The organism is Variovorax sp. CF079 (assembly GCF_900101545.1).
GTDB lineage: Bacteria > Pseudomonadota > Gammaproteobacteria > Burkholderiales > Burkholderiaceae_C > Variovorax.
Genome location: NZ_FMZU01000014.1, coordinates 162,262 through 189,170 on the forward strand (window position 1 = coordinate 162,262; position 26,909 = coordinate 189,170).

24 protein-coding genes and 1 other RNA gene are annotated in these 26,909 nt (G+C 68.3%); 10 read left to right on the plus strand and 15 right to left on the minus strand.

Annotated features, from left to right (window positions below; all coding sequences use genetic code 11):
* The first annotated feature begins 2 nt into the window (after nucleotides 1-2).
* Nucleotides 3-506, plus strand: a complete 504-nt coding sequence (locus BLS74_RS19795; RefSeq protein WP_093108902.1) for a Crp/Fnr family transcriptional regulator — start codon at nucleotides 3-5, stop codon at nucleotides 504-506.
* Here BLS74_RS19795 and rnhA read toward each other — a convergent pair.
* Nucleotides 503-952: a ribonuclease HI gene (gene rnhA / locus BLS74_RS19800; protein ID WP_093108860.1), complete on the minus strand. Its 450-nt coding sequence runs from the start codon at nucleotides 950-952 to the stop codon at nucleotides 503-505. The genes BLS74_RS19795 and rnhA overlap by 4 nt on opposite strands.
* Complete coding sequence (locus BLS74_RS19805; protein WP_244503932.1) at nucleotides 949-1,737, minus strand: class I SAM-dependent methyltransferase; 789 nt, start codon at nucleotides 1,735-1,737, stop codon at nucleotides 949-951. Before BLS74_RS19805 ends, rnhA begins: the two co-directional genes overlap by 4 nt.
* Between BLS74_RS19805 and gloB the strand changes: the two genes are divergently transcribed.
* Both gloB and BLS74_RS19815 read left to right on the plus strand, forming a co-directional pair.
* Nucleotides 1,736-2,533, plus strand: coding sequence for a hydroxyacylglutathione hydrolase (gene gloB / locus BLS74_RS19810; protein WP_093108862.1), 798 nt, complete (start codon nucleotides 1,736-1,738; stop codon nucleotides 2,531-2,533). The genes BLS74_RS19805 and gloB overlap by 2 nt on opposite strands.
* Nucleotides 2,530-4,116 carry a transglycosylase SLT domain-containing protein gene (locus BLS74_RS19815; RefSeq protein WP_093108863.1) on the plus strand — a complete coding sequence of 529 codons (1,587 nt, stop codon included), beginning with the start codon at nucleotides 2,530-2,532 and terminating at the stop codon, nucleotides 4,114-4,116. Before gloB ends, BLS74_RS19815 begins: the two co-directional genes overlap by 4 nt.
* Before the next feature lies 1 nt (nucleotide 4,117).
* Here the strand turns inward: BLS74_RS19815 and BLS74_RS19820 are convergent, their stop codons facing one another.
* The 7 genes from BLS74_RS19820 to dnaX all read right to left on the minus strand — a co-directional run bounded on the left by BLS74_RS19820 (nucleotide 4,118) and on the right by dnaX (nucleotide 10,211).
* The gene (locus tag BLS74_RS19820; protein ID WP_093108864.1) at nucleotides 4,118-4,951 is read right to left on the minus strand and encodes an ABC transporter permease; all 834 of its coding nucleotides are present in this window, start codon (nucleotides 4,949-4,951) and stop codon (nucleotides 4,118-4,120) included.
* Nucleotides 4,952-5,848 (minus strand): ABC transporter ATP-binding protein, encoded by an 897-nt coding sequence (locus BLS74_RS19825; RefSeq protein ID WP_093108865.1) that lies wholly within the window; start codon nucleotides 5,846-5,848, stop codon nucleotides 4,952-4,954.
* A 50-nt stretch (nucleotides 5,849-5,898) separates the two neighbouring features.
* On the minus strand, nucleotides 5,899-6,933 hold the full coding sequence (locus BLS74_RS19830) for an ABC transporter substrate-binding protein (RefSeq protein WP_093108866.1): 1,035 nt from the start codon (nucleotides 6,931-6,933) through the stop codon (nucleotides 5,899-5,901).
* Between the two features lie 114 nt (nucleotides 6,934-7,047).
* Nucleotides 7,048-7,440, minus strand: coding sequence for an MAPEG family protein (locus BLS74_RS19835; protein ID WP_093108867.1), 393 nt, complete (start codon nucleotides 7,438-7,440; stop codon nucleotides 7,048-7,050).
* Nucleotides 7,437-8,027 (minus strand): recombination mediator RecR, encoded by a 591-nt coding sequence (gene recR / locus BLS74_RS19840; protein ID WP_093108868.1) that lies wholly within the window; start codon nucleotides 8,025-8,027, stop codon nucleotides 7,437-7,439. Before recR ends, BLS74_RS19835 begins: the two co-directional genes overlap by 4 nt.
* A gap of 6 nt (nucleotides 8,028-8,033) precedes the next feature.
* A complete protein-coding gene (locus BLS74_RS19845) occupies nucleotides 8,034-8,366 on the minus strand; it encodes a YbaB/EbfC family nucleoid-associated protein (protein WP_012747441.1) in 333 nt (110 codons plus the stop codon).
* A 39-nt stretch (nucleotides 8,367-8,405) separates the two neighbouring features.
* Nucleotides 8,406-10,211: a DNA polymerase III subunit gamma/tau gene (dnaX, locus tag BLS74_RS19850; protein WP_093108869.1), complete on the minus strand. Its 1,806-nt coding sequence runs from the start codon at nucleotides 10,209-10,211 to the stop codon at nucleotides 8,406-8,408.
* 115 nt (nucleotides 10,212-10,326) lie between these two features.
* Here dnaX and BLS74_RS19855 point away from each other — a divergent pair, with 115 nt between their 5' ends.
* Both BLS74_RS19855 and ffs read left to right on the plus strand, forming a co-directional pair.
* A complete protein-coding gene (locus BLS74_RS19855; RefSeq protein ID WP_170855660.1) occupies nucleotides 10,327-11,445 on the plus strand; it encodes a M12 family metallopeptidase in 1,119 nt (372 codons plus the stop codon).
* Nucleotides 11,446-11,484: 39 nt separating this feature from the next.
* An RNA gene (gene ffs, locus BLS74_RS19860) (signal recognition particle sRNA small type) lies at nucleotides 11,485-11,581 on the plus strand.
* 27 nt (nucleotides 11,582-11,608) lie between these two features.
* On the opposite strand, the gene BLS74_RS19865 is transcribed toward ffs, so the two are convergent.
* From BLS74_RS19865 to BLS74_RS19880, 4 genes are read right to left on the minus strand one after another with little or no spacing between them, the layout of a single operon-like run.
* Nucleotides 11,609-11,890 carry a hypothetical protein gene (locus tag BLS74_RS19865; protein WP_093108871.1) on the minus strand — a complete coding sequence of 94 codons (282 nt, stop codon included), beginning with the start codon at nucleotides 11,888-11,890 and terminating at the stop codon, nucleotides 11,609-11,611.
* A 60-nt stretch (nucleotides 11,891-11,950) separates the two neighbouring features.
* On the minus strand, nucleotides 11,951-13,213 hold the full coding sequence (locus BLS74_RS19870; RefSeq protein ID WP_093108872.1) for a TIGR03862 family flavoprotein: 1,263 nt from the start codon (nucleotides 13,211-13,213) through the stop codon (nucleotides 11,951-11,953).
* Entirely contained in the window at nucleotides 13,210-16,464 is a 3,255-nt protein-coding gene (locus BLS74_RS19875; RefSeq protein WP_093108873.1) for a UvrD-helicase domain-containing protein, read from the minus strand. Before BLS74_RS19875 ends, BLS74_RS19870 begins: the two co-directional genes overlap by 4 nt.
* On the minus strand, nucleotides 16,461-19,010 hold the full coding sequence (locus BLS74_RS19880; protein WP_093108874.1) for a PD-(D/E)XK nuclease family protein: 2,550 nt from the start codon (nucleotides 19,008-19,010) through the stop codon (nucleotides 16,461-16,463). Before BLS74_RS19880 ends, BLS74_RS19875 begins: the two co-directional genes overlap by 4 nt.
* 77 nt (nucleotides 19,011-19,087) lie before the next feature.
* Between BLS74_RS19880 and trxA the strand changes: the two genes are divergently transcribed.
* The gene (gene trxA / locus BLS74_RS19885; protein ID WP_280142644.1) at nucleotides 19,088-19,471 is read left to right on the plus strand and encodes a thioredoxin TrxA; all 384 of its coding nucleotides are present in this window, start codon (nucleotides 19,088-19,090) and stop codon (nucleotides 19,469-19,471) included.
* A 186-nt stretch (nucleotides 19,472-19,657) separates the two neighbouring features.
* A complete protein-coding gene (rho, locus tag BLS74_RS19890) occupies nucleotides 19,658-20,923 on the plus strand; it encodes a transcription termination factor Rho (RefSeq protein WP_093108876.1) in 1,266 nt (421 codons plus the stop codon).
* A 6-nt stretch (nucleotides 20,924-20,929) separates the two neighbouring features.
* On the opposite strand, the gene BLS74_RS19895 is transcribed toward rho, so the two are convergent.
* Nucleotides 20,930-21,991 (minus strand): oxidoreductase, encoded by a 1,062-nt coding sequence (locus BLS74_RS19895; protein ID WP_093108877.1) that lies wholly within the window; start codon nucleotides 21,989-21,991, stop codon nucleotides 20,930-20,932.
* Between the two features lie 144 nt (nucleotides 21,992-22,135).
* Here BLS74_RS19895 and BLS74_RS19900 point away from each other — a divergent pair, with 144 nt between their 5' ends.
* From BLS74_RS19900 to BLS74_RS19910, 3 genes are all read left to right on the plus strand, one after another.
* A complete protein-coding gene (locus tag BLS74_RS19900) occupies nucleotides 22,136-22,402 on the plus strand; it encodes a type B 50S ribosomal protein L31 (RefSeq protein ID WP_093108878.1) in 267 nt (88 codons plus the stop codon).
* A 78-nt stretch (nucleotides 22,403-22,480) separates the two neighbouring features.
* Nucleotides 22,481-24,208: a hypothetical protein gene (locus BLS74_RS19905; protein WP_093108879.1), complete on the plus strand. Its 1,728-nt coding sequence runs from the start codon at nucleotides 22,481-22,483 to the stop codon at nucleotides 24,206-24,208.
* Nucleotides 24,205-25,545 carry an MATE family efflux transporter gene (locus tag BLS74_RS19910; RefSeq protein WP_093108880.1) on the plus strand — a complete coding sequence of 447 codons (1,341 nt, stop codon included), beginning with the start codon at nucleotides 24,205-24,207 and terminating at the stop codon, nucleotides 25,543-25,545. The genes BLS74_RS19905 and BLS74_RS19910 overlap by 4 nt, the downstream gene beginning before the upstream one ends.
* Here BLS74_RS19910 and phoR read toward each other — a convergent pair.
* Entirely contained in the window at nucleotides 25,529-26,869 is a 1,341-nt protein-coding gene (gene phoR, locus BLS74_RS19915; RefSeq protein WP_093108881.1) for a phosphate regulon sensor histidine kinase PhoR, read from the minus strand. The two genes, BLS74_RS19910 and phoR, sit on opposite strands and share 17 nt — an antisense overlap.
* Nucleotides 26,870-26,909 lie beyond the last annotated feature (40 nt).

Here is a 26,909-nt window from a genome sequence, read left to right on the forward strand (position 1 = left end):
GCATGCTCGCAGCGCGAATCGAATTGATGCAGCAGATGCCGATCTTCGGTGCCATCGGCGCGGAGGCCATCGAATTCCTGCTGGAGCCCGCGCCCGTGATCCGGGTCGCCGCCGGCGACTTCTTCTGCCGCGAGGGCGATCTGGCCGACGGCATGTACGTGCTCGAAAGCGGCCGTGTGACGATCTCGAAAAGCTGGCAGGGCCGTCAGCTGCTGCTGCGCCGCCTCGGCCAGGGCGACTGCTTCGGCGAGATGGCGCTCCTCGATCTGTTCCCTCGCAGCGCCTCGGTGCGCGCCGACGAGGACTGCAGCGCGATCCGGATCACGGCGGACAATCTGCTGCGCCTGTTCGAGCACGATGCGGAGCAATTCGCGTTGATCCAGATGAACATCGGCCGCGAGCTCAGCCGTCGCCTGCGCATCACCGACGAGCTGCTGTTCCGGGCGCGGATGGGCGAAGCACTGGACGAGCCCGAGCGCATCAACACCCTGCCCGGCCCTCTCTAGATCCGCCCCAGCGCCCGCTCCACGCCCTTGTTGGCCAGCATGTCGGCGCGCTCGTTGCCCGGGTCGCCCGAGTGCCCCTTGACCCAGCGCCACTCGATCTGGTGGCCGCCCTCCGCCACCAGCTTGTCCAACTCCTGCCAGAGTTCGACGTTCTTCACCGGCTGGTTGGTCGAGGTGCGCCAGCCCTTGGCCTTCCAGCCGCGGATCCATTCGGTGATGCCCATGCGCACGTACTGGCTGTCGAGGTAGAGCACGACCTTGCAGGGGCGCTTGAGCGCGCGCAGGCCTTCGATCACGGCCTTGAGTTCCATGCGGTTGTTGGTGGTGCTGAGCTCGCCGCCGAAGAGTTCCTTCTCGGTAGCACCCGACTTGAGCCATGCGCCCCAGCCGCCGGGACCGGGATTGCCCTTGCAGGCGCCGTCGGTGTAGATCTGTACTTCGTTCAAAAAAAGACTTCCTCGTTGTGATCGGTGACTGCGTCGCGATGCACCTTGCCCGCGATCGGCACCGGCGCGCTGGCGCGCTGGGCCGCGCGCCGCCAGTCGGCGCTCAAGACCCGCATGCCGCGCACCCGCTTGACCGCGACCAGAAAATAGACCGCGCCGAAAATCGGCCACCAGCGCTCGCCGGCCGTGTCGAACCAGCGGCAGCGCTCCAGCCAGGCCTCGCTGCGCACCGCCGGCCGGTAGATGCCGAAGTTGCCCGACTCGACCTCGAAGCTCAGCAAGCGCAGCCAGTCGCGCATGCGCCGATAGCCGATGAAGTCGCCGGACTCGGGCAGGAACAGCTCGCCGAAGCCGAGGCGCCGGTAAAGATGCGCGCGGCGCTGCCGCATGCCCCAGAGGCTGGCCGGATTGAGACCGCAGATGACGACGCGGCCTTCGGGCACCAGCACGCGCTCGACCTCGCGCAGCGTCGCATGAGGGTCGTGGCTGAGTTCGAGCGCATGCGGCAACACGACCAGATCGAGGCTGTTGGCCGAAAAAGGCAGCGCCGTGAAGTCGGTGACCAGCGCGCTCTGCGCCGCCAGCGCGGGATCGTCCAGCGCCAGCCAGCGATGCGGCATGCGGTTGGCGCGCAGCCCGGCGACCTCGGCCAGCCCCAGCTGCAGCGCGTGGTAGCCGAACACATCGGCCACGGCCTGGTCGAACTGGGCCTGCTCCCAGGCCAGCAGGTAGCGGCCGGGGGCGGTCGCGAACCAATCATGCAAACCTATAATTTGACCGCTCATGACCCTCGTTCCGCTGCCCGCCTTCGCCGACAACTACATCTGGATGCTGCAGGACGGTCGCAACGCGATCGTGGTGGACCCGGGGGATGCCGCGCCGGTGTTCGAAGCACTGGCGCGCGGCAATCTGCAGCTGGCCGCGATTCTAGTCACGCACCACCACCCCGATCACACCGGCGGCGTCGCAGCGCTGCACGCGGCCACCGGCGCGCAGGTCTTCGGTCCGGCGCGCGAGACGGTCCCGGCGCCCTTCACGCGACTCTCGCAAGGCGACGGTGCCGAGGTGCTGGGCCTTCGCTTCGAAGTGATCGACATCCCGGGCCACACCGCCGGCCACATCGCCTTCTTCCTGCCGGCCGATGCGCACAACGCAGTCGCCGGCGAGCTCGCGCCCTTGCTCTTCTGCGGCGACACGCTGTTCTCCGCCGGCTGCGGCCGCCTGTTCGAAGGCACGGCCGCGCAGATGCTGGCCTCGCTCGACGCGCTGGCCGCGCTGCCCGGCAACACCCGCGTGTGCTGCGGCCACGAATACACACTTGCTAACCTTCGATTCGCGCAGACCGTGGAACCCGGCAACGCCGATCTGACTCAGTACACCGCGCATTGCGAGGCATTGCGCGCACGCGGTGAACCGACGCTGCCCTCGCAGCTCGCCACCGAGCGCCTGGTCAATCCCTTTCTTCGCAGCCGCGAAGCCACTGTCCTCCGAGCAGTCCACGCTCATGCCGGCCTCTCCGCGCAAGCCGCGGAAGCCGACGTGTTCGCCGCACTGCGCCAATGGAAAAACGACTTCCGATGAAATTTATCGTTGCTGCCTGCCTCGCAGGCTCCCTGTTTCTCGCAGGCTGCGCGAGCACCACCGGCACGAGCTCCTCCTCCGCTTCCCCTACCTCGCCCACTGCTTCCGGCGCCCCCGCGGCGGCGCCGGTTTATCCCGGCGGACCGCTCACGCCCATCACCTCGGGCGACACCAAGTCGCGCTCCGTCGTCACGCTCGCGCCGCCGGCCGACATGTGGGAACGTATCCGCCGCGGCTTCAAGATGCCGGACCTGCAGGGTGACCTGGTCACGGACCGCGAGCAGTGGTATGCGACCCGGCCCGACTACATGCAGCGCATGACCGAGCGCTCGAGCCGCTACATCTTCCACATCGTCGAAGAGCTGGAACGCCGCGACATGCCGACCGAGCTCGCGCTGCTGCCCTACATCGAAAGCGCCTTCAACCCGCAAGCGATCTCCAGCGCCAAGGCCGCAGGCATGTGGCAGTTCATGCCCGCCACCGGCACCGACTTCGACCTGAAGCAGAACATCTTCCGCGACGACCGGCGCGACGTGGTCGCCTCCACCCGTGCGGCGCTCGACTACCTGCAGAAGCTCTACGGCATGTTCGGCGACTGGCATCTGGCGCTCGCGGCCTACAACTGGGGCGAAGGCAGCGTCGGCCGCGCCATCGCCAAGAACAAGCGCGCCGGCCTGCCCACCGGCTACACCGACCTGTCGATGCCGGCCGAGACCCGGCTCTACGTGCCGAAGCTGCAGGCGGTCAAGAACATCGTCGCCAACCCGGAGCGCTTCAACGCCGACCTGCCGCTGATCGCCAACCACCCTTACTTCCAGACCGTCACGCTCAAGCGCGACCTCGATGTGGCCCTGGCGGCCAAGCTCGCCGACGTGAAGATCGAGGACTTCCGCGCGCTCAACCCCTCCGCGCACAAGCCGTTGCTGCTGGCCGCCGGCACGCCGGAGATCCTGCTGCCCTGGGACAACGCCGCCGTGTTCCAACGCAACTTCGAGGCCTACACCCAGGGACAGTACGCGAGCTGGACCGCCTGGACCGTGCCCTCGACGATGACGGTGGCCGATGCCGCCCAGCGCGCCGGCATGAGCGAATCCGACCTGCGCGCGATCAACAGCGTGCCGCCGCGCATGCTCATCAAGGCCGGCTCGACGCTGATCGTGCCGCGCGGCGCGCGCGTCCAGGAAGACGTCAATGCAGCGGTGGCCGACACCGGCCACCTGAGCTTCCAGCCCGAGATCGTCACGCGCCGCACGCTCGTGAAGGCCGGACGCAGCGACAGCGTCGCAAGCATCGCGCGCCGCTACCGCCTCAGCCCGGCCAGCGTCGCCGAATGGAACGACGTGAAGACCAGCCACGCCTTCCAGCGCGGCGTCCAGGTCGTGGTCTACCTGCCGGTGAAGGCCGCGGCCGCCGAACGCGTGGGCCGGGGCGCCCGCTCCAGCACGGTGATCGTGACCAGCAAACGCGGCGGCGGCGTGGTCAAGACCAGTGCCGGCAAGGCCGCGCCCGCGGCGAAGACGGCTTCTTCGCCCAAGATCGTGCGCGAGAAGCGCGGCGGCGCGCCTTCGAAGAAGAAGCGCTGAGTCAGAGCTTCTCGGTCTCGCCGCTGCGCGGCTGCCATTTCATGAGGCGCGTTTCGATGATGCCGACGATGCCGTCGAGCGCCAGCGCGAACGCCGTCAACACCACGATGCCGGCGAAGACGGTGTTGACGTCGAAAGTGCCTTCGGCCTGCAGGATCAGGTAGCCGACGCCGCGCGCCGAACCCAGGTATTCGCCCACCACCGCACCGACGAAAGCCAGCCCCACCGAGGTGTGCAGGCTTGAGAACACCCAGCTGGTCGCGCTCGGCAGGTACACCGTGCGCAGCAGCTGCCGCTGGTTGGCGCCCAGCATGCGCGCGTTGGCCAGCACCACCGGGCTCACTTCGCGCACGCCCTGGTAGACGTTGAAGAACACGATGAAGAACACCAGCGTGACCGCGAGCGCCACCTTGCTCCAGATGCCGAGGCCGAACCACAGCGCGAAGATCGGCGCCAGGATCACGCGCGGCATCGAGTTCGCGGCCTTGATGTAGGGGTCGAGGATCAGGCTTGCGGTCGGCGCCAGCGCCAGCCAGAGTCCGCAGGCCAGCCCCAGCAGCGTGCCGATACCGAAGGCCAGCACGGTCTCGAGCAGCGTGGTGCCGAGGTGCCGGTAGATGTCGGCATTGCCCGGCAGCCCGTCGGGAAACAGCAGGTTCGGCGGCACGGCGAAAGGCAGGAACCAGCTCCACACCCGGCCCGCGACCTTGATCGGTTCGCCGAGGAAGAAAGCGAACTGCTGGTCGCGCGAGAGCAGGTGCCATAGCAGCAGCAGCACGATCAGCAGCGCCATCTGCCAGAAGCGCGCATTGCCTTCATGGGGCCTGAAACTCATTCAGGCCGCCTTCCTCAGTTGCTGCGCATAGCCCTTGAGCACCTCGTCGCGCAGCACGTTCCAGATCTGCGTGTGCAGTTCGACGAAGCGCGGATGCGTGCGCACCTCGGCCACGTCGCGCGGGCGCGGAAGGTCGATCGCGAACTCGCCGATCGGGTGCGTGGCCGGCCCGGCCGAGAGCACCACCACGCGGTCGCTCATCGCGATCGCTTCATCGAGGTCGTGCGTGATGAAGAGCACCGCTTTTCGTCCTTGTGGGCCCCCGGGCGCTTCGCGCCCACCCCCCGAGGGGGTGAGCACCGGCCTTGGCGCAGCCCGGCGCCCGGCGCTCGGGGCGGCCCAGAGCTCGAGCACCTCGTTCTCCATCAGCTGCCGCGTCTGGACGTCGAGCGCGCTGAAGGGTTCGTCCATCAGGATGATGTCCGGGTCCAGCGCCAGCACCTGCGCGAGCGCCGTGCGCTTGCGCATGCCGCCGGAGAGCTGGTGCGGATAGCGATCGCCGAAGCCGGTGAGGCCGACCCGAGTGAGCCATTGCTCGGCCTGCGCCCTCGCCTCCGCATCGGGCACGCCGCGGTACTGCAGGCCCACCATCACGTTGGCGAGCGTGCTGCGCCACGGCATGAGCGCCTCGGTCTGAAACATGTAGCCGGCCCGCGCATTGATGCCCGCGAGCGGCTGGCCGAACACCTTGATCGTGCCCGAGGACGGTTCGAGCAGGCCCGCACCGACGTTGAGCAAGGTCGACTTGCCGCAACCCGTGGGCCCGACCACCGAGACGAACTCGCCCTCACGGACGCGCAGCGTCGTGCCGGCGACAGCGGTGTAGCGCTGGCCGTGCTCGTCCTTCGAGCGGAAGGTGCAGCTGATGTCGAGGAGTTCGAGCGCGTAGCTGGACATGGGGTGGAAACAAAAAAACCCGGCCGAAGCCGGGTTGCAGAACGTTCGGGTCAGGCTTTGAACCTGTCCTTCGCGCGCCGCGCAAAATCGTTGGTGTATGTCTTCGCTAGGTCGATCTTGTCGGCCTTCACGGTCGGGTCGAAGCTTGCGATGGCACCGAGCGCGGTCTTCGGCCCCTCGGCCGGTATCAGTCCGTCTATGGCGATGGCCTCGCGCACCTTGTCGAACGACGCCAAGTACAGCGCGCGATCGCCGAGCAGGTAGGTTTCGGGCACGGTCTTGATGATGTCGCCCGGCCCCGCGGTCTGCAGCCACTTGAGCCCGTGCACGATGGCATTGGCGAGCGCCTGGCAGGTGTTGGGATGCTTCTGGATGAATTCCGTCGGCGCATAGAGGCAGCCGGCCGGCATCGGGCCGCCGAAGACCTCCTGCGTTCCCTTCAGCGTGCGCGTGTCGCTGATGATCTTCACGTCGCCCTTCTGTTCGAGCATCGTCATCACCGGGTCGGTGTTGCTGATGGCGTCGATCTGGCCGGAGCGCAGCGCCGTCAGCGCGCCGGCCGCGACGCCCACGCCGATGAAGCTCACGTCGCTGGCCTTCAGACCGCCGCGCGACAGCACGAGGTTGGCCACCATGTTGGTGGACGAGCCAGGCGCCGAGACACCGATCTTCTTGCCCTTGAGGTCGGCGATGGTCATGTAGTTCGCCATGTTCTTGGTCGACACGCCGATCGCGATCTGCGGCGCGCGGCCCTGCAGCACGAAGGACTGGAAGAACTGGTTCTTCGCCTGCAGGTTGATGGTGTGTTCGTAAGCACCCGAGCACACATCGGCCGAGCCGCCCACCACCGCCTGCAGCGCACGCGCGCCGCCGGCGAAGTCGGAGATCTCGACATCGAGGCCTTCGGCCTTGAAGTAGCCGAGCTGTTCGGAGATGGTGAGCGGGAGGTAGTAGAAGGCGGCCTTGCCGCCGACGGCGATGGAGATCTTCGACTTTTCCAGCTTGGCCTGCGCACGGACCAGCGGCGTCGCGATGGAGGCAGCACCCAGAGTGGCGGCGGCGGTGAAAGTACGGCGATTGAGCATGAAGTGAACCCGCGGCCTTTTAGTTTCTTTCGGAATCGAATCGAGCTTAGGGGCGCCCCCCAGCGCCTGCATCGGGAACATCCCCGTGCGGGTTTTCACGTAAACACGAAGCCGCTAGCGGCCGGCGAACACGATCGCGATGTTGGCCAGAAACGCGAGTGCCCAGACCGCACTGCGCGCCGTACCGATGCCTGCGATGTAGAGCGCGATATAGGCGATGCGCAGCATCACATAGGCGATAGCCAGCAGGTCCAACTGCGCCTGCGCCGCACCGAGTTGATGGGCGATGATCACCGCGCCGATGAAAAAGGGAAGGCCCTCGAAGCTGTTGGACTGCGCGCCCATGGCGCGCGCACGCCAGCCGCTCTGGCGCGCGGCCCATTCGCGCGGCGTCTCGTTGTCGCGCCGCCTGAAGCTCCCGATCTTGGCGATGTAGGCCGCGGCATAGGGCAAGGCCACCGCGACCAGCAAGCACCAGTACGCCAGCGTCAACGAGGGTGGGTTCATCTCCTGTCGACCAGCGCGTGGGCGATGGTGCCGAGGTCGACGTACTCGAGCTCGCTGCCGGCCGGCACGCCGCGCGCGAGCCTCGTCACCGTCAGGCCGCGTTGCCTGAGCTCTTCGCCGATCACGTGCGCCGTGGCCTCGCCCTCGGCGGTGAAGTTGGTGGCGAGGATCACCTCGCTCACCGTGCCGTCGAGCGCGCGCTCGAACAGCCGCGCCAGGCCGATGTCCTTCGGCCCGATACCGTCGAGCGGACTGAGCTTGCCCATCAGCACGAAGTAATAGCCGCGAAACGCGCCCGTGCGCTCGAGTGCGGCCTGGTCGGCCGGCGTCTCCACCACGCACAGCTTGCTGGCATCGCGGCGCGTGTCGAGGCACACGCTGCAGACCGGCGCCTCGGTGAAGGTGTTGCAGCGTTCGCAATGACGCACATGGGTGGCCGCCTGCTGCAGGGCGCGCGCGAGCAGTTGCGTGCCCTCGCGGTCGTGCTGCAGCATGTGAAAGGCCATGCGCGAGGCCGACTTGGCGCCGACGCCGGGCAGGCGGCGCAACGCTTCGACCAGCGCCTCGAGCGAACTGGAATCGGCCATTCAGTCCTAGAAGGGCAGCTTCATGCCGGGGGGCAGGCCCGGCATGCCGGCCGTGAGCTTGCCCATCTTCTGCTCGCTGGTCTCCTCGGCCTTGCGGACCGCGGCATTGAAGGCCGCGGCCACCAGGTCTTCGAGCATGTCCTTGTCGTCGGCCAGCAGGCTCGGGTCGATGGTGATGCGCTTGACGTCGTGCTTGCAGGTCATCACGACCTTCACCAGCCCGGCCCCCGACTCGCCCTCGACCTCGATGGTGGCCAGTTCTTCCTGCGCCTTCTTGAGGTTGTCCTGCATTGCCTGCGCCTGCTTCATGAGGCCGGCCAGTTGTCCTTTGTTGAACATCGTTGGTCCTGTCGATCGTTGGATGAAAAAAAGAAAGCTTCAGGCGGGCTTGAGCGTACCCGGGACGATTCTCGCGTCCCAGTCGCGCATCATCGACTGAATCTCGGGGTCGTTGCGGATCGCTTCCTCGGCCACGCGCTGGCGCTCGTCGGCCGCCTGCTTGTTGCGGCGTGCGGGGCTGTCGACCACGGCGCCGATCTCGATCGCGATTTTCACGCTGTGACCCAGCGCCGCGAGCGCAGCCTGCAGCTTCTCCCGGCTGCTCGCCTGGTTGAGCGATTCGCGCTCGACGCGCAGCAGCCACTGGTCGACATCGCGCGCCACCAGCTGCGACTGCAGCGCGAGTTCGCGCGCAAGCGCGGTGATCGCCTCGGCCGCGACCATCTGCGTCACGGTCGCATGCCAGAAGTCGCCCTCCTCGCTGGGCACGATCGGCGCCGATTCGCTTTCGCGCGGTGCTTCGCGTGCGCCGGGCGGCGGCTGCACCCGCACCTGCATGGCCATGACCTTCGCGGCAGGTGCCGGATCGGCAGCGGCCGCCGGCCTGGAGGCAGCCGTTGCAGAGAGCGAGGGCTCGTCCCGCACCGGCAGCCGCTGGCCGGGCGGCGCGACAGGGCCGGCAGTCGCCACGACCGCAGCCACCGCAGGGCGTTCCGCCTCGACGGGCGGCGCGCGAGGCGCGGGCGCCGCGGCGCGCGGCGCTTCATTCAGAGTTTTTTTTTCCGCGCCGGCCGCGCCGGTGGGCTTGAAGGCCAGGAGCCGCAGCAACACCATCGTGAGCGCTGCGTACTCATCGGGCGCCAGACCCAGTTCGCCGCGGCCGTGCAGGCAGAGGCTGTAGAGCAGCTGCGTTTCGTCGGCGGGCATCAATGCCGCCAGGCGCGCGGTCTCGGCCGCGTCGGGATCCGTCGCATCGTTGCTTTCTGCGCGCGAAGGCACGGCCTGCAGCACGGCCATGGCCTGCAGCACGGCGGTCATTTCTTCGAGCGTGGACGCGGCCGACATGCCGTCGCGGCGCAGCGCTTCGGCGGTGTCGACCACCGTCAGGCCGTCGCCCTGCGCCAGCGCCTCGATCAGGCGGAACACGTGGCCGCGGTCGACGCTGCCAAGCATCTGGCGCACGCCGGTCTCCAGCAGTTCGCCGTTGCCGAAAGCGATGGCCTGATCGGTCAGCGAAAGCGCGTCGCGCATCGAGCCGCGGGCGGCGCGCGCGATCAGGCGCAGCGCATGCGGTTCGGCCGGCACGGTCTCGGTCTGCAGCACGCGCGTGAGATGCTCGAGCACGGTTTCGGGCGCCATCGGCCGCAGGTTGAACTGCAGGCAGCGCGACAGCACGGTGACCGGCACCTTCTGCGGGTCGGTGGTGGCCAGCACGAACTTGAGGTATTCCGGCGGCTCTTCCAGCGTTTTCAGCATCGCGTTGAACGCATGGCCGGTGAGCATGTGCACCTCGTCGATCATGAAGACCTTGAAGCGTCCCTGCACCGGCTTGTAGACCGCCTGCTCCAGCAGGGCCTGGACCTCGTCGACGCCCCGGTTCGAGGCCGCATCGAGCTCGGTGTAGTCGACGAAGCGGCCGGTGTCGATGTCCTTGCAGGCCTGGCACACGCCGCAGGGCGTGGCGGTGATGCCGCCCTGCCCGTCCGGGCCCTGGCAGTTGAGCGATTTGGCCAGGATGCGCGAAACGGTGGTCTTGCCGACGCCGCGAGTGCCGGTGAACAAATAGGCGTGGTGCAGCCGCTGCGAGGTCAGCGCGTTTTCGAGCGCCTGAACGACATGTTCCTGGCCCACCATCTCGCTGAAAGTCTTGGGGCGGTGTTTGCGAGCGAGCACGAGATAGGCCATCGACGCATTTTAGGGGCCCCACCGGAGGCCTCCGCCCGACCAGGCATAGGCCTTTTTACTTATAGATTTTCGCGGTTCCGCGCTTAGCATGAAACGGCCCTTCGAGGAGACCGACATGCACACTGCGACCCACAAGGCCGCGCGCACTGCCGCGGCCAGGAAAGCACAGTCCGGCGATGCCGGGCTTCGCCGCTACTGCGTCCAGCCGGTGCAGGCGCCGCGGCAGTTCGACAGCAGCGTCTCCGCGGGCCGCGCCTCCGCCATCATCGCTTCGAGCAAGAAATGGGTGAACGGCACGCAACTCACCTACTACTGTTTCAAACGCGGCGACGCAGTTCCCGCCGCATGGCAGGGCAGCAACGAGGACACGGGGGCGGTCGACGAGTCCTTCGAGGCCTGGGCCAAGCTTGGCATCGGCATCGCCTTTCGGCGCGTCGAGGCGCCGGAAGACGCGACGGTGCGCATCGGCTTCGATGCGCAGGACGGCTCCTGGTCCTACGTCGGCCGCGATGTGCTCGGTATTCGCGACCCGCTGCAGCGCACGATGAATTTCGGCTGGCCGCTCACCACGCCCTATGGCCAGGACACGGCGCTGCACGAAATCGGCCACACGCTCGGTCTCGAGCATGAACATCAGAACCCCCATGCCGGCATCACCTGGAACCGCCAGGCAGTGATCGACTATTTCCAGGGCCCGCCGAACTTCTGGCAGGAGTCGCAGATCGAGTGGAACATCCTGCGCAAGATCCCGCAGGCCGAGGTCAAGGGCACGACCTGGGATCCGGACTCGGTCATGGAATACCAGTTCGAGCCCGGGCTCATCGATGCGCCGGCGCAGTACCAGGCCGGGCTCGTGCCCAAGGGCGGCTTGTCCTATGACGACAAGGCCTGGGTGGTGGAGACCTACCCCGGCGTCAGGGCCCCGGCGGTGTCGGCACTCAAGGTCGGGCTCTCGCAACTGCTCAAACTCAAGGCCGGCGAAACCCGCAACTTCGAACTCGTACCGACTCGCACGCGCACCTACAGCATCGGCACCTTCGGCACCTCCGACACGGTGCTGGTGCTGTTCGAGGTCACGCCGGCCGGCAACGTGCAGATCGCCGGCAACGACGACAGCGGCACCGACCTCAATGCGCGCGTCAGCATGCGCCTGCATAAGGGCCGCCACTACCTGGTCGGCGTGCGTCTCTACTACGCCGACGCAGCGCTCGAGACTTCGCTGATGGTTTGGTGATTCATGGGGGTAACGGGCCCTGGCCTACAATCCTCGGTTGACGGGCCTCCCCGCATGGTGAAGTGGCCAACCGGGTCAGGTGGGGAACCAAGCAGCCCTAACTGCGTAGTCAGTGCCGGGGGTAAGGCTCGTCAACCTCACATCCAAGGAAACCGCATCGCCCTCAGGCGGCGGTTTCCGCCCGTGCGAGCTTGGCAAGAAGCGTGTCGGCGAGCGCCACCGTCTTGTGCTCCATGTTCGCGACGTGATAGCAGCCCAGCGCGCGCCCCTCGTAGCTGAGGGCCACAATCGGGAAGTGGTGACCCAGCGCGGTCGCCGCATCGTGCAGGCATTCCGCGATCGACCGCAGGCCCTGCCGGGCATAACGCTTGTCGGACTTGCCGATGCTCACGCTGTAGTTGAAATATCTCTCTCTGATTTTTTGAATGTCGACCTGCGGGTACATGTTCTTTTTGTCAGGCTCAAGGAGCGTGGCATTGTCCGCGGCCCTGCAAACAAATGCACGTCAACCGGAAGTATTCAGTTTCGTATTCCGGTACGACATCACGCCGCGCGCCGCCGCCACGCCGCTGGCCATCGAGGCAGTGAGCAGGTAGCCGCCGGTCGGCGCTTCCCAGTCGAGCATCTCGCCCGCGAAGAACACGCCGGGGAGCGCGCTGCCCATCAGGTGGGCATCGAGCGCGTCGAAGCGCACGCCGCCCGCCGTGCTGATCGCTTCATCGATCGGTCTGGTCGCAAGCAGACGAAGCGGCACCGCCTTGATCGTCTCGGCCAGCTTCACGGGCGAATGCATCTGCTCGCGCGTGAGCACTTCGTGGAGCACACCGGTCTTGATGCCCTCGAGACCGAGCCGGCTCTTCAGATGGCTGGCGAGCGAACGCGCTCCGCGCGGATGCAGCACGGCGGTGCGCACCTGCTCGGCACTGCGATCGGGCAGCAGGTCGAGCAGCAAGGTGGCGCTGCCCTGCGCTGCGATCTCGTCGCGCAGCAACGCGGAGGCCGCGTAAACCAGGCTGCCTTCGACGCCGGTGGCGGTGGCGACGAATTCGCCCTTGCGCGCAAAGCGGCGGCCGCGGGCATCGGTGAAGGCGATCGCGACCGACTTGAACGGCATGCCGGCAAAGCGCTCGGCGAAATGCGCGGTCCAGACGGCATCGAAGCCGCAATTGGCCGGCGCGAGCGGCGCCACCGCCACGCCGCGCTCGCTGATCCACGGCACCCAGGCGCCGTCGGAGCCGAGTCGAGACCAGCTGGCACCACCGAGCGCCAGCACCACGGCATCGGCCTGCACCTCGACCTCGCCGGCTGGCGTCGCGAAGCGCAGCGCGGTCGACGGCGACGCCGCGTCGGGCCAGCCCAGCCAGCGATGGCGCATGTGGAAACGCACGCCGGCCGCGCGCAGGCGATGCATCCACGCGCGCAGCAAGGGCGCGGCCTTCATGTCGGTGGGAAACACGCGCCCCGAGGTGCCGACGAAGGTTTCGATGCCGAGCCCGTGGACCCATTCGCGCAGCTGTTCGGGGCCGAAGCTGCGCAGCAGCGGCTCGATCTGCGCGCGGCGCTCGCCGAAGCGGCCGGCAAAACTGTCGAAGGGCTCGGAGTGCGTGAGGTTCAGGCCGCCGCGCCCCGCAAGCAGGAACTTGCGTCCGACCGAGGGCATGGCGTCGTAGAGATGCACTTCCACGCCCTGCGCGCTCAGCACTTCGGCCGCCATCAGCCCGGCCGGGCCGCCACCGACGACGGCGACCTTCTTTTCTTCTTGCGTCATTCGAGGGTCACCAGTTCGCCCTGCCCGGTGAGGAAGGCCGCACGCACGGTCTCGCCGGGATAGGCGCCCTGCACCGCTTCGCGGTAGCGCTGCAGCTGCGCGATCAGTGCAGCGTCGCGCTCCGGGCGGGCAGCGGATTTGTAATCGAGCACCCACCAGGTGCCGCTTTCGCGATGCTGCACCAGGCGATCAATGCGCAGCGTTTCCCCGCCGTGGATCAGCGTGATTTCGTTGCCATGCCAGTCGAGCGCCGCGGGGTCCCAGGCCCAGGCGCCCGCGCCCGAACGAATGCGTTGCGCCATCGTGGCCGCAGCACGCGCAGCGGCGGCGTCGAGTCCGAACTCGCGGCCCGCGGCGCGCACATGCGCCGACGGCAGCGGCGCGCCGGGCTGGGACCATTCGAGCAGGCGGTGCATGGCCTGGCCGAACGCCGAGGCGCGCGTGTCGGCGGCCGGCACCATGGGCTCGATGGATGGCGTGCGCTCGGCCATTGCAGTTAGCAGCGCAGGCAGCTTCAGCATGCCGAAAGTGGCGGGCGCGCGCGGAGCAGCGACGGGCACTGCGCCCGACACGTCGGCGATCGGCTCGCAACGTGACTCCAGGCGCGCCCACCAGCTCTGGGCATTCGGCCGCGCTGCGGTCACGGCCGACAGCGCGAGCTCGGTCCGCGCCCGCGTGGTCGCCACGTAGAGCGCGTTGATCTCCTCGCGGTGCCGGGCAGCCTGTTCTTCTGCAAGGTCGTCCACGGTGCATTCCGGCGGATTCTTTTCGCTTGCGACGAACACGAAGCGCTCGGGCGCCGCGGCATGGCCCGGCCATTTCACGAGCACGCCCATGGTCTGCGCGCGCTGGCTGGCCGCGTCGGTGTCGAGCAGCAGCACGAGCTCGGCTTCAAGCCCCTTGGCGCCATGGACCGTGAGAAGCTGCACCGCATCGGCCGCAGCGATCGACGGTGCACGCAAACCGCCGGCGCGCAGCGCGCGCACCAGCGCATAGGGCGTCGCGAAGCGCGCGCCGTCGAGTTCGAGCGATGCAGCCACCAGGCCGCGCAGATTGCTCAGCACCCCGGCGCGCAATGCGGCTGGTGCAGCAGCCGCGAACCTGGCCAGCACGTCGGCATCGTGGTAGATCGCGCTCAGCGCATCGTGCGGCGGCAATGCGGCCAGCCACTGCTGCCATTGCCGCAGGCGCGGACCGATGCCGGCCAGCGGCTCGGGCAGGTCGGGCGCCTGAAGCAGCTCGAACCAGCTCGCGGGCCGGGCGCGCTGGCGCAGCGCCAGCTGCACCAAGGCGTCGTCGTCGATGCTCCACAGCGGCGATTTCAGCGCGCGTGCGAGCGAGAGGTCGTGGTCCGGAGAGACCAGCGCATCGAGCAGCGCCACCATGTCCTGCACCTCGGGCGCGTCGTTGAGCTCGTTCTTCTCGGGCTGCTGCACCGCGATGTGCAGCTTGCGCAGTTCGTCCTGCAGCACGGCCAGCCGGCTGCGGCGGCGCGCCAGCACCATGATGCTGCTGGGTGCGAGCCCGCCCGCGATGCGCTCGGCGATCCAGCGGGCCGCCTGCTGGCATTCCTTCTGCAGCAGCCGCTCTTCCGGCAGCACGCGCGGGGTGTCGAGGCTATCGCGCCACTGCAGCGCGCCATCCTCGTCGAGGCCGTTGCCCTCATCGGCGGAAGCCACCGCGTCCCGCGCGATCGGCGGCAGCTTGCGCACCACGCCGGACACGCGCGATTCGGTCGTGTGGTCGCGGAAGCCGCCGAACTCGCCGGCCTGCTGCGCGTCCGTCATCACCGCGTTGACCAGGCCGACCACAGCCTGCGCATTGCGGTGCGTGTGGTCGCAGTTGAGCAGGTCGCCGCCGAGGCCCTGCTGGACGAACTGCTTGGCCGCGATGAACACCTGCGGCTCGGCGCGGCGAAAACGGTAGATGCTCTGCTTCGGATCGCCGACGATGAACACGCCGGGACGCCGCCCGCCGGCCCCCGCATAGCTGCCGAGCCAGCCATGGAGCGCCTGCCACTGCAGCGGATTGGTGTCCTGGAATTCGTCGACGAGCAGATGACGCACGCGCGCATCGAGGCGCTCCTGCACCCAGCCCCAGAGTTCCGAGTTGCCGAGCAGCAGATGAGCGGCCTGCTCGACGTCGTTCATGTCGACCCAGCCGTGCGCGGCCTTGACCTCGGCAAAGCAGCGAATCAGAAGCCGCGTCAGCCGTGCCATGCGCTGCTGGTACAGCCAGGCGGCGTGCTGGGCCCGTGCGGCGCAGTACTGCAGCGCGCGCTCCTGCGCCGCACGCACCTCCGCCAGGCCCGCGAGCTTCTCGCTGAACTTGCGCGGTTCGCCCTTGTGGGTGAGCAGCGCGTCGAGCACGCCTGCGGCGCGGCCCTCGGTCAGCGCCTGTTCGAGCTCGACGCCCTTCTGCGAAAAGGTCGGCGCGCTCGCGCGGCCCAGCGCGCGGGCAGCCGCCATCAGTGTGCTGCGAGAGGCCGGGTCGTGAAGCAGAACCTCGTCGGGCGAATCGGTGCTCTCGAACGCCGGATACATCACGCCCATCGGCACCACGGCCTCGTCGACCGCGTGATGCGCGTCAGCCAATGCGAATTCGACGCGCCGCGTGAGCGCATCGTCGAGCGCCTTGGCGGTCTGCGAACGGCCGTGCGTCGCAACCAGCGCGCGGTAGTCGGCGGAGGCCTCGGCGTTCGCCGCCACGGCCGAGAAGAAGGGGCGCCAAACGCGCGCGCGCGCCTCGGCATCGTCTTCGAGCAGCTGGTAGTTGGCCGGCAGCCGGAGTCGTTCGAGCACCGCCACCGGAGCGCTGCGCAACAGGCCGGCGAACCAGGCATGGAAGGTGCGGAACTGCACCGGCCGGCCGCTCGACAGCAGCTCGCGGTAGAGCCCCTGGAGCCGCGGTGCGCCGGCTTCGGCAGCCGCGCGGTCCATGCCGCGCATCACGAGCTCGGGCACGAGTTGTTCCAGCGGACGTTCGGCAAAGGCCTCCAACCATTGGTCCAGCCGCTCGCGCATCTCGCCGGCCGCCTTCTTCGTGAAGGTGATCGCGAGGATCTCGTGCGGCGCGCAGGCGCCCTCTCCTTCCTCTAGCAGGGCGCGCAGGATGCGCGATACCAGCATCCAGGTCTTGCCGGCGCCGGCGCACGCCTCTACCGCAACCGAGCGGCGCGGGTCGCAGGCGATCGCGTAGAAACGTTCGCGCGCAACGGGGGCGCCGTTGTGTTCGTAGGCGGCAATGCTCATCCCGCCAGCTCCCAGAAATCCTTGCGGCACAGGCCGCGCGCCGCGCAGTGTTCGCAGACCGTGCCTTCGCCGAGCGCGGGCAATGCGGCGCCGCGGCCGATGCGTGCGAGGTCGTCCATCACGCCGGTCACCAGCGCGTCGCGCGCGGCGATCACGTCGGTCTGCTCGACGGTGCGCGTGCCGGAGGCTTTCTCGCCGACGTTGACGTAGGCGGCACGCAGGCTGTCGTCGGGGAAGAGCGCGGCGTAGAAGGCGAGCTGGGTGTCTTCGATCGGGTCCTTGACGCGATCCCTTGTCTTGTCGACGGACTCGGTCTTGTAGTCGATCACGAAGGCCCGTCCATCGGGCGTGGCATCGACGCGGTCGAGGCGCCCGACCAGCTTCACGCTGCCCAGCGCAACCTCCTTCCACGGCTCGGCCTCGACGAACACGGCGCCTTCGCCGGCCTCGTGCCCGGCCAGCCAGGCCAGGTAGCCGTCTCGCACCGCAGGCCAGGCCGCGGCGAAAGGAAGGAACTCGGCCTCCGAGAGGCCGAATTCGCGCGTCGCCTCCTGCTCCGCGAGGGCCATCAGCGCGAGCCTGGCGGGCAGCTCGGCGGTCGGCGCTTCTTTCAAGGCCTCATGGAAATGGCCCAGCACTGCGTGCAACCAGTTGCCGAAATCGCGCTTGTCGACTTCCGCATCGAGCTCGTCGCTGCTGCGCAAGCCGAGCTGGCGCAGCGCAAAGAAACGGTAGGGGCAGCGGCGCAGATCCTCGTAAGCCGTCGACGACAGCGTGGCGGGCACGAGCGCATCGCCGTGCGGCTGCGGCCGCGGTGTCGGTCGCGCGGCCACTTGCACCGGCGTGCGCGGGTCATCGGCGTCGGCCGCCGACTGGTCGAGATGCAGCATCTGCACGAGCGCGCTGGGGCGCACGGGTTCGCCGCTGGCATCGAACTGCCGCCACAGCAGATCGCAGTACGGCGCACGCAATGCAATGGCCCACGCGGCGCGCTGGGCGGCCTCCAGCGCTTCGCGCGACGACAGCGCGAGCGCGAGGCGCTGCGCCGGATTCCAGTCGCCGGGCGGCTCGGGCGACGCGGGCAGGCGCTGGTCGTCGCAACCCGGCACCACGACGGCACCGAAGGTGCGGCCCAGCAACTGGTGCAACGGCAGGACCACAACCTGCGGCGAATCCGCGTCGGACGGCAGGCGCACGCTGGCGGCTTCGAGCACGTCGCGCACCCAGGCGGTGAACTCTGCCAGGGTGCAGCGCGCACCGCGAATCTCCCCTTCGTCGGCATCCAGATAGAGCGCCGCGATGACTTCAATGCCGACCACGTCGCCATGCAGCGCGGCCCACTGGCCGCCGGCTTCGAGCAGCGCGCGCGTGGAGGCGAGCCATTCGGCAAGCGGTCGGGTGCGGGCCAGCGCCGAGCGTTGGGCTTCGACGTCGTTGGTGAAAGGCAGCAGGCCCAGGTCCTGCGGCTTCTCGCTCGCCGCAACGAAGGCGCACCAGCTGTGCCAGTCGCGCATGCCGCGATCGCGCAGACGTGCCTCCAGCGCCCGGACCGAACGGCCGTCGAGGACGCTGGCGCTCTTGAGCCAATCGAGCACCTGGTCGCTGGAGGCATCGTGGGCGCAGGCGCGCAGAGCACTCATCAGGGTGGCAGCCGCGCGCGTGGTCGAGAGCTTCCAGCCGGTTTCATCGCGCGGCGCTACCCCCTGCGCGGCCAGCTGGGCGCTGATGCGGCGCGTGAGCGCACGGTCGGTGGCTACCAGCGCCACGGGCGCACGCCCCTCGGCCAGGTGGCGCAGCACGCAGGCCGCGGCACGCTGGGCCTCGTCTTCGGGGTCGGCCGCGCGATGGAGAGCCGCAGTGCACGCGGGCGCGTCCAGCGTCGCCAGCGGAAAGTGCAGTACGCGCTCGCCGAACAGCGCCGCGAGCTTGTTCGTGAGCGGATCGCTTTGCAGGCCGTCGAGCACGATCAACTGGTCGACCTGGGCCAGCGCGCCGCCGCCCAGCAGCACGTCGGTCGCATAACCGGAGCTGGCAGCCCAGGCGAGCGCGATGCCGTTCAACGCGCTCTCGATGTCGAACCACTCCGAGCCCCTGCCGGCATCGATGGCGCCTCGCACGCGCTGGGCCCAGGCCGCGCGTTCGTCCGGATGTTCGGCCGCGGCCAGCGGCGCGAGCTGCAGCGCGATCTCGACCAGCCGGCCCGCCAGCGCGATGCGCGATGCCGCAAAGCCCGTGCGGGACAGCAGCGACTGCGCCGTGAGCAGGTCGCGCGCCATGTCGAAGGCGATGTCGTCCACGGCGGGCACGAAGCCGCCGGCGCTGCGCGCCCAGTTGCGCGTGGTCTCGAAGCGCGGTGCGAAGCCCGGCGTGCCGCACGCGGCCCACATGGCGCGCGCCACCTGCATCAATTGCGCGTAGGGCACCAGCACCACGGTGCGCGCGGCATGCAATCCGCGCTCGGCCAGCATGCGCGCGATCCGGCCGACGAGGCCATAGGCCGGGTCGCACCAAAGCGCGTGCGCGGGATGGCGCTCAGAGGACTGCATCGGATGTTGGTGTAGGGCTTTGGCTATCGAGGCCATAGCGTCCGCGCCGACCACGCCGGCACTTGGTTTCTGTCACAATGACCCGCACTTTAGCTGCACCGAAACTTTCAGCGCAGAAGGACACACCCATGGCCAGCGAACTCATCAAACACATCTCAGACTCTTCTTTCGAAGCCGACGTGCTCAAGTCCGGCAAGCCCGTGCTGGTGGACTACTGGGCCGAATGGTGCGGCCCCTGCAAGATGATCGCGCCCATCCTCGACGAGGTCTCCAACACCTACGAAGGCAAGCTGCAGATCGCCAAGATGAACGTGGACGAGAACCGCGACATCCCCGCCAAGTTCGGCATCCGCGGCATCCCCACGCTGATGCTGTTCAAGGACGGCCAGCTGGCCGCGACCAAGGTCGGCGCGATGAGCAAGGCTCAGCTCACCGCCTTCATCGACCAGCAGCTCGCCTGAGCGTTGATTCCCGGCTGCCTGCGCGCAATGCGCCGGCAGCCTCGTTTTTCCTGTCATAATCCTCGCAGATCACCGGCCCTTCCAGGCACCCGGTTCGAGTTCCCCGGTTTGTGAGGCATCTCTCGCCTCTCCTCAAACCTCCCCCCTGGTTCTTTCCGACAAGATTTCCCCGCACGGGGTCATTCCATGCACTTAAACGAACTCAAGGCACTCCACGTGTCCGAAGTCCTCAAGCAGGCCGAAGCGCTTGAGATCGAAAACGTCGGCCGCATGCGCAAGCAGGAGCTGATGTTCGCGATCATCAAGAAGCGCGCGAAGGCCGGCGAACAGGTTTTCGCCGACGGCGTGCTCGAGATCCTGCCCGACGGCTTCGGCTTTCTGCGCAGCCCCGACACCAGCTTCACCGCCAGCACCGACGACATCTACATCTCGCCGAGCCAGGTGCGCCGCTTCAACCTGCACACCGGCGACATGATCGAAGGCGAGGTGCGCACGCCCAAGGACGGCGAACGCTACTTCGCGCTGACCAAGCTCGACAAGGTCAACGACGGCCTGCCCGAGCAGAACAAGCACAAGGTGATGTTCGAGAACCTCACGCCGCTGTTCCCCAAGGAACTGATGCGGCTCGAGCGCGACGGCTTCAAGGGCGAAGAGAACATCACCGGCCGCATCATCGACATCATTGCGCCGATCGGCAAAGGCCAGCGCGCGCTGCTGGTGGCGCCGCCCAAGAGCGGCAAGACGGTCATGATGCAGCACATCGCGCATGCGATCAGCGCCAACTATCCCGAGGTCCACATGATGGTGCTGCTCGTCGACGAGCGGCCCGAGGAAGTGACCGAGATGCAGCGCACCGTGAAGGGCGAGGTCATCGCCTCGACCTTCGACGAGCCCGCTGCGCGCCACGTGCACGTGGCCGAGATGGTGATCGAGCGCGCCAAGCGCCTGGTCGAACTCAAGAAGGACGTGGTGATCCTGCTCGACTCGATCACCCGCCTCGCCCGCGCCTACAACAACGTCGTGCCCTCGTCGGGCAAGGTGCTGACCGGCGGCGTGGACTCCAACGCGCTGCAGCGTCCCAAGCGTTTCCTCGGCGCCGCGCGCAACGTGGAGGAAGGCGGCTCGCTCACCATCATCGGCACCGCCCTGATCGATACCGGCAGCCGCATGGACGAAGTGATCTTCGAAGAGTTCAAGGGCACCGGCAACTCCGAAATCCACCTGGACCGCCGCCTCTACGAGAAGCGCGTGTTTCCCTCGATCCAGCTCAACCGCAGCGGCACCCGCCGCGAAGAACTGCTGCTGCCGCCCGAAATACTGCAGAAGACCCGCATCCTGCGCCAGCTCATGTACAACATGGACGAAATCGAGGCGATGGAGCTCATGCTGAAGAACATGAAGGCGACGAAAACGAATGTCGAGTTCTTCGACATGATGCGTCGCGGCGGCTGATCCCCTTCAGCCCACCGCCAGGGCCCGTCCTTCGGCGGCGCTCTGGCGGCCCAGGTCGAGCAGTTCCATGAGCTCGACCGCCTGCTCGGGCGGCACCGGGTTCGGACCCTGACCCAGAATCGCGTCGCGCACCGCGGCGTAGTAGGCGACATAGTTTCCAGGCAGCGCCGGTACCTTGCGCGTCATGGCATGGCCGTCATCGGCCGGCAGGGTGAGCTCGCCGACGAGCGCATCTGCGCCCCACCCTTCGCCGCCCGGACGTCCGCCGATTCGCAATGCATCCTCCTGCGGATCTACCCCCCGTTTGACATAGCTGGCGCGCGTACCGTGCACGATGTAGCGCGGCGCCGCATGGGCCGCCAGCGTGGTCGCGTGCAGCACGACGCGCAAGGGCGCGGGCGCGCCGCTCTCGTAGCGCAGCACGGCATGGAAATAGTCCTCGACCAGCGCCCCGTCGCGCAGCGCCGCGGTGTCGAGTTGCAGCGTGTCGGGCCGGCCGAAGAGCCGAACCGCCTGATCGACCAGGTGAGAACCGAGATCCACCCACAGGCCCGCCCCCGGCACCGGCTGTTCGCGCCAGCGCTCGCGCACCTGAGGCCGGAAACGGTCGAAGTGCGACTCGAAGTAGACCGGCCGGCCCAGCTCGCCGCTCGCAAGCAGCCCCTGCAGCGTCAGGAAGTCCGAATCGAAGCGGCGGTTCTGGTAGACGGACAGCAAGCGGCCCTTGCGCTGCGCCAGTTCTGCCAGCTCGCGGGCCTGGGCCGCATCGAGCGTGAAGGGCTTGTCGACCACCACATGCTTGCCCGCGGCAAGCGCCGCCCTGGCCAGCGGGTGGTGCTGCGCATTGGGCGCGGCGATCACCACCAGGTCGATGTCGGCGCGGCCCAGCAAGGCCGCCACGTCGGGCACCACGTCGACGCCGGGCCAGTCGGCATGGACCTTGTGCGGCTGGGAACTGGCCACCGCGCCCAGCTGGAGACCCGGAACGGCCGACAGAACCGGTGCATGAAAGGTCTGGCCGGCGAAGCCAAAGCCGACGAGGCCGGCGCGCAAGGGGCGGGAATTCATGGGGAAAAGAGGTCTGGCACTATGGACGCCCAGTATGCGATAATTATGGGCTTAGCGAAAAGTGCAGCCCGGCGCCGTGCCGGGGGAGTTTCCGAACTCTTAACGGAACTTCACGTGGCTCTCGCATCGACCAAAGGAAAGATCATGAAAGAAGGCATTCACCCGAACTACCGCGAAGTTCTGTTCGTCGACCTGTCGAACGGCTTCGAGTTCGTGACCCGTTCGTGCGCGAACACCAAGGAAATGGGCAAGACCAAGGACGGTCGCGAATTGCCTCTCTTCAAGCTCGACACCTCGAGCGAATCGCACCCCTTCTACACCGGCACGCAGAAGTCGGTAGACAACATGGGCGGCCGCGTCGAGAAGTTCCGCAACCGCTTCGGCAAGACCACCGGCGCCGCCTCCAAGTAAGGCAGGCACTTCCAGGTCGAGGGCAGCCCGGTTTACCGCGCTGCCCTTTTTCTTTCCTTCCAACCACTTCACCCTCCGTTGAACCAGCCGACGCCAGCGATCGTTGCACAGAGCGCCGTGCGCCGCCTGCCGCGCCTTGCGCTGCTGCTGCTGTGCGCGGCCTACCTGATGCCCGGCCTGCTGGGTCGCGGACCCTGGAAGAGCGCCGACATCGCCGCCTTCGGCTACATGGCCGAACTGGCGCGCAGCACCGAGGGCCTGGCGCGCTGGTTCGACCCGATGCTGCTCGGGCTGCGGCCCGAGACGCCCGCCTTGATCCCCTACTGGATCGGCGCCTGGGCGATCAAGATCGCACCGTCATGGGTGCATCCCGACCTTGCAGTGCGCATCGCCTTCGCCCTCCTGCTCTGGGGCACTTTCACGGCGACCTGGTATGCGGTCTACTACCTCGCCCGCACGACACAGGCGCAGCCGGTGGCCTTTGCCTTCGGCGGCGAGGCGCGTCCCACCGACTACGCGCGCGCCATCGCGGATGGTGCGCTGCTGGCGCTGATCGCCTGCCTCGGGCTCGCCCAGCTGGGGCATGAAACCACGCCTGCGCTGGCCCAGCTTTTCTTCACCTCGCACCTGTTCTATGGCGTCGCAGCGCTGCCCTACCGCCGTGTCGGCCCCCTGATCGCGCTGGTGATCGGCAGCGTCGGCATGACCCTGGGTGGCGGGCCGACCGTCGGGCTGGCGCTGGGCATCGGCTGCGTGGTCTTGCTCGCCGCCGAACGCCGGCGTGGCCCGGAGACCACGCCGGACGACGAGCCCACGTATTCCACCGGCGCGATCGCGTCGATCTTTGGCGCCACGGTGTTGGCCGGGCTGCTGGCCGCCTGGCTGGGCCTTCTGCAATGGAAGATCGAACTGCCAGGGAGTCAGCCCGGAACCAGCGTCTTCGGTGAGCTGCGCAGCCAGGCCAAGCTGCTGCTGTGGTTCACCTGGCCGGCCTGGCCGCTCGCGCTGTGGACGCTGTGGCGCTGGCGCCGGCAGCTTACGGCTCGCCATGTCGCGCTGCCCTTGTGGTTTGCGCTGGTGCCGCTGGCCGCGACCTGGACCACCAGTTTTTCCGAGCGCTCGCTGCTGCTGGCCTTGCCCGCCTTCGCGACGCTGGCGGCCTTTGCACTGCCGACCTTCAGGCGCAGCGTCGCGGCGCTGATCGACTGGTTCACGCTGCTTTTCTTCAGCGGCTCGGCGATCATCATCTGGGTGATCTGGGTCGCGATGCAGACCGGCGTGCCCTCCAAGACGGCAGCCAACGTGGCGAAACTGGCGCCCGGCTTCGTGCCCGAGTTCTCGGCGGTCGCCTTCGTGTTCGCACTGGCCGCGACGCTGGCCTGGGCCTGGCTCGTCCGCTGGCGTACCGGCCGGCATCGGGCGGCACTCTGGAAGACGCTGGTACTGCCGGGCGGCGGCGCGGCGCTGTGCTGGATGCTGCTGATGACGCTGTGGCTGCCGGTGCTCGACTACGCGCGCAGCTATGTGCCCCAGGTGCGCGCCATTTCGGAACGGGTCGGCCAGCCGGTATGCATCTCCGAGATCGCGCTGAGCCGGCCCCACATCGCGGCGCTGCGCCATCACGGCCAGTTCAACCTGCAGCCGCTGACCGGGTCCCAGACCTGCCCCTGGCTGCTGGCGAGCCCGGAGGCGATCGGGCGCCTGCACAAGATCGTGAACCTCGAAGGCTGGCGCTTCATCGGCACGCTGCGCCGCCCGACCAGCGCGAGCGACGACCTGCTGCTCTACCAAAGAATCAATCCTTGACGAGCGAACGGCGGGTGATCGCACGGCACGCCGCAACCGTGCTGGTCGGCCAGCTGGCGGTGATGGCTTTCGGCGTCACCGACACCATCGTCGCCGGCCGCTATGCCGAAGGCGCGCTCGCGGCGCTCTCGGTGGGCTCGGCGATCTTCATCAGCGTCTTCGTCTCGCTGATCGGCATGCTGCAGGCCCTGCTTCCGGTGTGGGCCGAGCTGCACGGCGCGAAGCGCACGGCCGAGGTCGGCCGCTCGGTGCGGCAGTCGCTCTACCTGTGCGGCCTCGCCATCGTGCTCGGCATGGCGGTGCTGCTGTACCCCACGCCGCTGCTGCGCTGGGCCGAGGTGCCGCTGGCCATGCGCGCCGACGTCGAAGCCTACCTGTGCGTACTCGCCTTCGCCCTGCCCCCGGCACTGCTGTTTCGCCTGTTCAGCACGCTGAACCAGAGCCTGGGCAAGCCCCAGCTCGTGACTTGGCTGCAGCTGGGCTCGCTGTGCCTGAAGCTGCCGCTGTCGATCTGGTTCACCTTCGGCGGCGCCGGCTGGCCTGCGATGGGCCTGGTGGGCTGCGGCTGGGCCACGCTGGTGGTGAACTGGGCGATGCTCGCCTGCGCGATCTGGCTGCTGCGCAGCCAGCCCCTTTACCGCGAGTACCGCTTCTGGCGGCGCATCGAGGCGCCCGACTGGCGCCAGATCGGCCAGTTCGCCCGGCTCGGCATCCCGGCTGGACTGGCGGTGCTGGTCGAGGTGACCTCCTTCACGCTGATGGCGCTGTTCATCGCGCGCCTGGGCACGGCCGCATCGGCGGCCCACCAGATTGCGTCGAATCTCACGGCCGTCGCCTACATGGTGCCCCTGTCGCTCGCCATCGCCACCAGCGCACGCGTGAGCTTTTGGCTCGGCGCCGGCGACGCCGCGCTGGCGCGCCGCGCATGCGTCAAAGGCTTCGAGCTGACAGTTGTCTGCGCGCTGCTGTTCGCAATGGCCATGGCAACGCTGCGATGGCAATTGTCCGAGGTCTATTCCGGCAATCCCGCCGTGGTGGCGCTCGGCGCCACGCTGTTGCTGGCCACGGCGGCCTACCATTTCGTGGATGCGCTGCAGACGCTGTGCGTCTTCGTGCTGCGCTGTTACCGGGTCACGGTGATGCCGCTGGTCCTCTACTGCGCGCTGCTCTGGGGCGTGGGGCTCGGCGGCAGTTATCTGCTGGCCTATCGCGGCATCGGGCCCTGGCCCGCCATGCAGTCGCCGCTGGCGTTCTGGCTCATGAGCGCGCTGGCCCTGGCGCTCACCGCGGCGCTGTTTCTCGCGCTGCTCGGGTCGACACTCAGGCGACGGCGCTGAGCGCGGCCGTCTGCCGCAGGCGCGTGACCGGGAACACGAGCGCGAAGCGCGAGCCCTTGCCCACCGCGCTCTCGATGCGCAGCTCGGCACCATGGCGCTGCGCGACGTGCTTCACGATCGCCAGGCCGAGCCCGGTGCCGCCGGTTTCGCGCGAGCGGCTGCGATCGATGCGGTAGAAGCGCTCGGTCAGCCGCGGAATGTGCTCGGCCGCGATCCCCGGCCCGCTGTCGCGCACCGCGTATTCGCCCCGGCCGTCGGGCAGGAGGCGCCAGCTCACCGCCACCTCGCCGCCGCCGGGCGTGTAGCGGATGGCATTGCTCAGCAGGTTCGACATCGCGCTCTGCAGCTCGGTCGGGGCGCCGGCGATCTCGGAATCGACCTCCACCGAGAAGGACAGGCGATGGCCCTGCGATGCCAGCCGGCTCGACAGGCCCCGGCCCTCGTCCTCGCACTGCGCCATCAGCGCCCGCACGCGGGTCCAGCGGGTGGCCGGCGGCGCCGCGCTGCCTTCGAGGCGCGACAGGGTCAGCAGGTCGTTGACCAGTGTCTCCATGCGGTGCGACTGCTGGCCCATGAGCGCCAGATAGCGGGCGCGCTCCTCGGCATCGAGCGGCAGGTTCTGCAAGGTCTCGACGAACCCGGCGAGCACGGTGAGCGGCGTGCGGATCTCGTGCGAGACGTTGGCGACGAAATCGCGCCGCATGGCCTCAGCCTGCTCCAGCGAGGTGATGTCGCGCGTGAGCAGCATGCGGCGATTGCCGGCATAGGGATGGACCTGCACCGACAGTCGGACCGGATGGCCGCGATGCATTCCGACTTGCGACGGCGCGTCGATCACCACGTCGCGGCTGTAGTTCCAGGAGGCGAGATAGGCCACGAACGCCGGATCGCGCACCAGGTTCGCGAGGTGCTGCAGCAGGTCGCGATCGGCGTCGATGCCGAACTGCCCGGCGGCCGTCTGGTTGCACCATTCGATGCGCCCCTGTTCGTCGAGCAGCACCACGCCGTTGGGAGAAGCCTGGATCGCGGCCAGAAACTCCTGCAGACGGTCTTCGGCCTGCCGGGCCTGCTGCTCCCGCGTGCGCAGCAGCTTGCGGATGCGTTCGGCCAGTTCGCCCCAGACGCCGGGGCCGCGCGACGGCAGGCCCGTCGCGTCGTTGCGCAACACATGCAACAGCTGCTGCGCGCGCCAGGCGTCGAGCACCAGCCACAGCACCGCCCCGAGCCATGCGCCCAACCACAAAAAGCGCCAGCCGAAAGGCACCGCGGCAGCAGTGCCCCCGATCAAGGAGGCCATCAGAAAAGTTGCGATACGAAACGGCATTCCGGCCCATTATCCCGCCGGGCCCTGGCCCAGCGCGCCC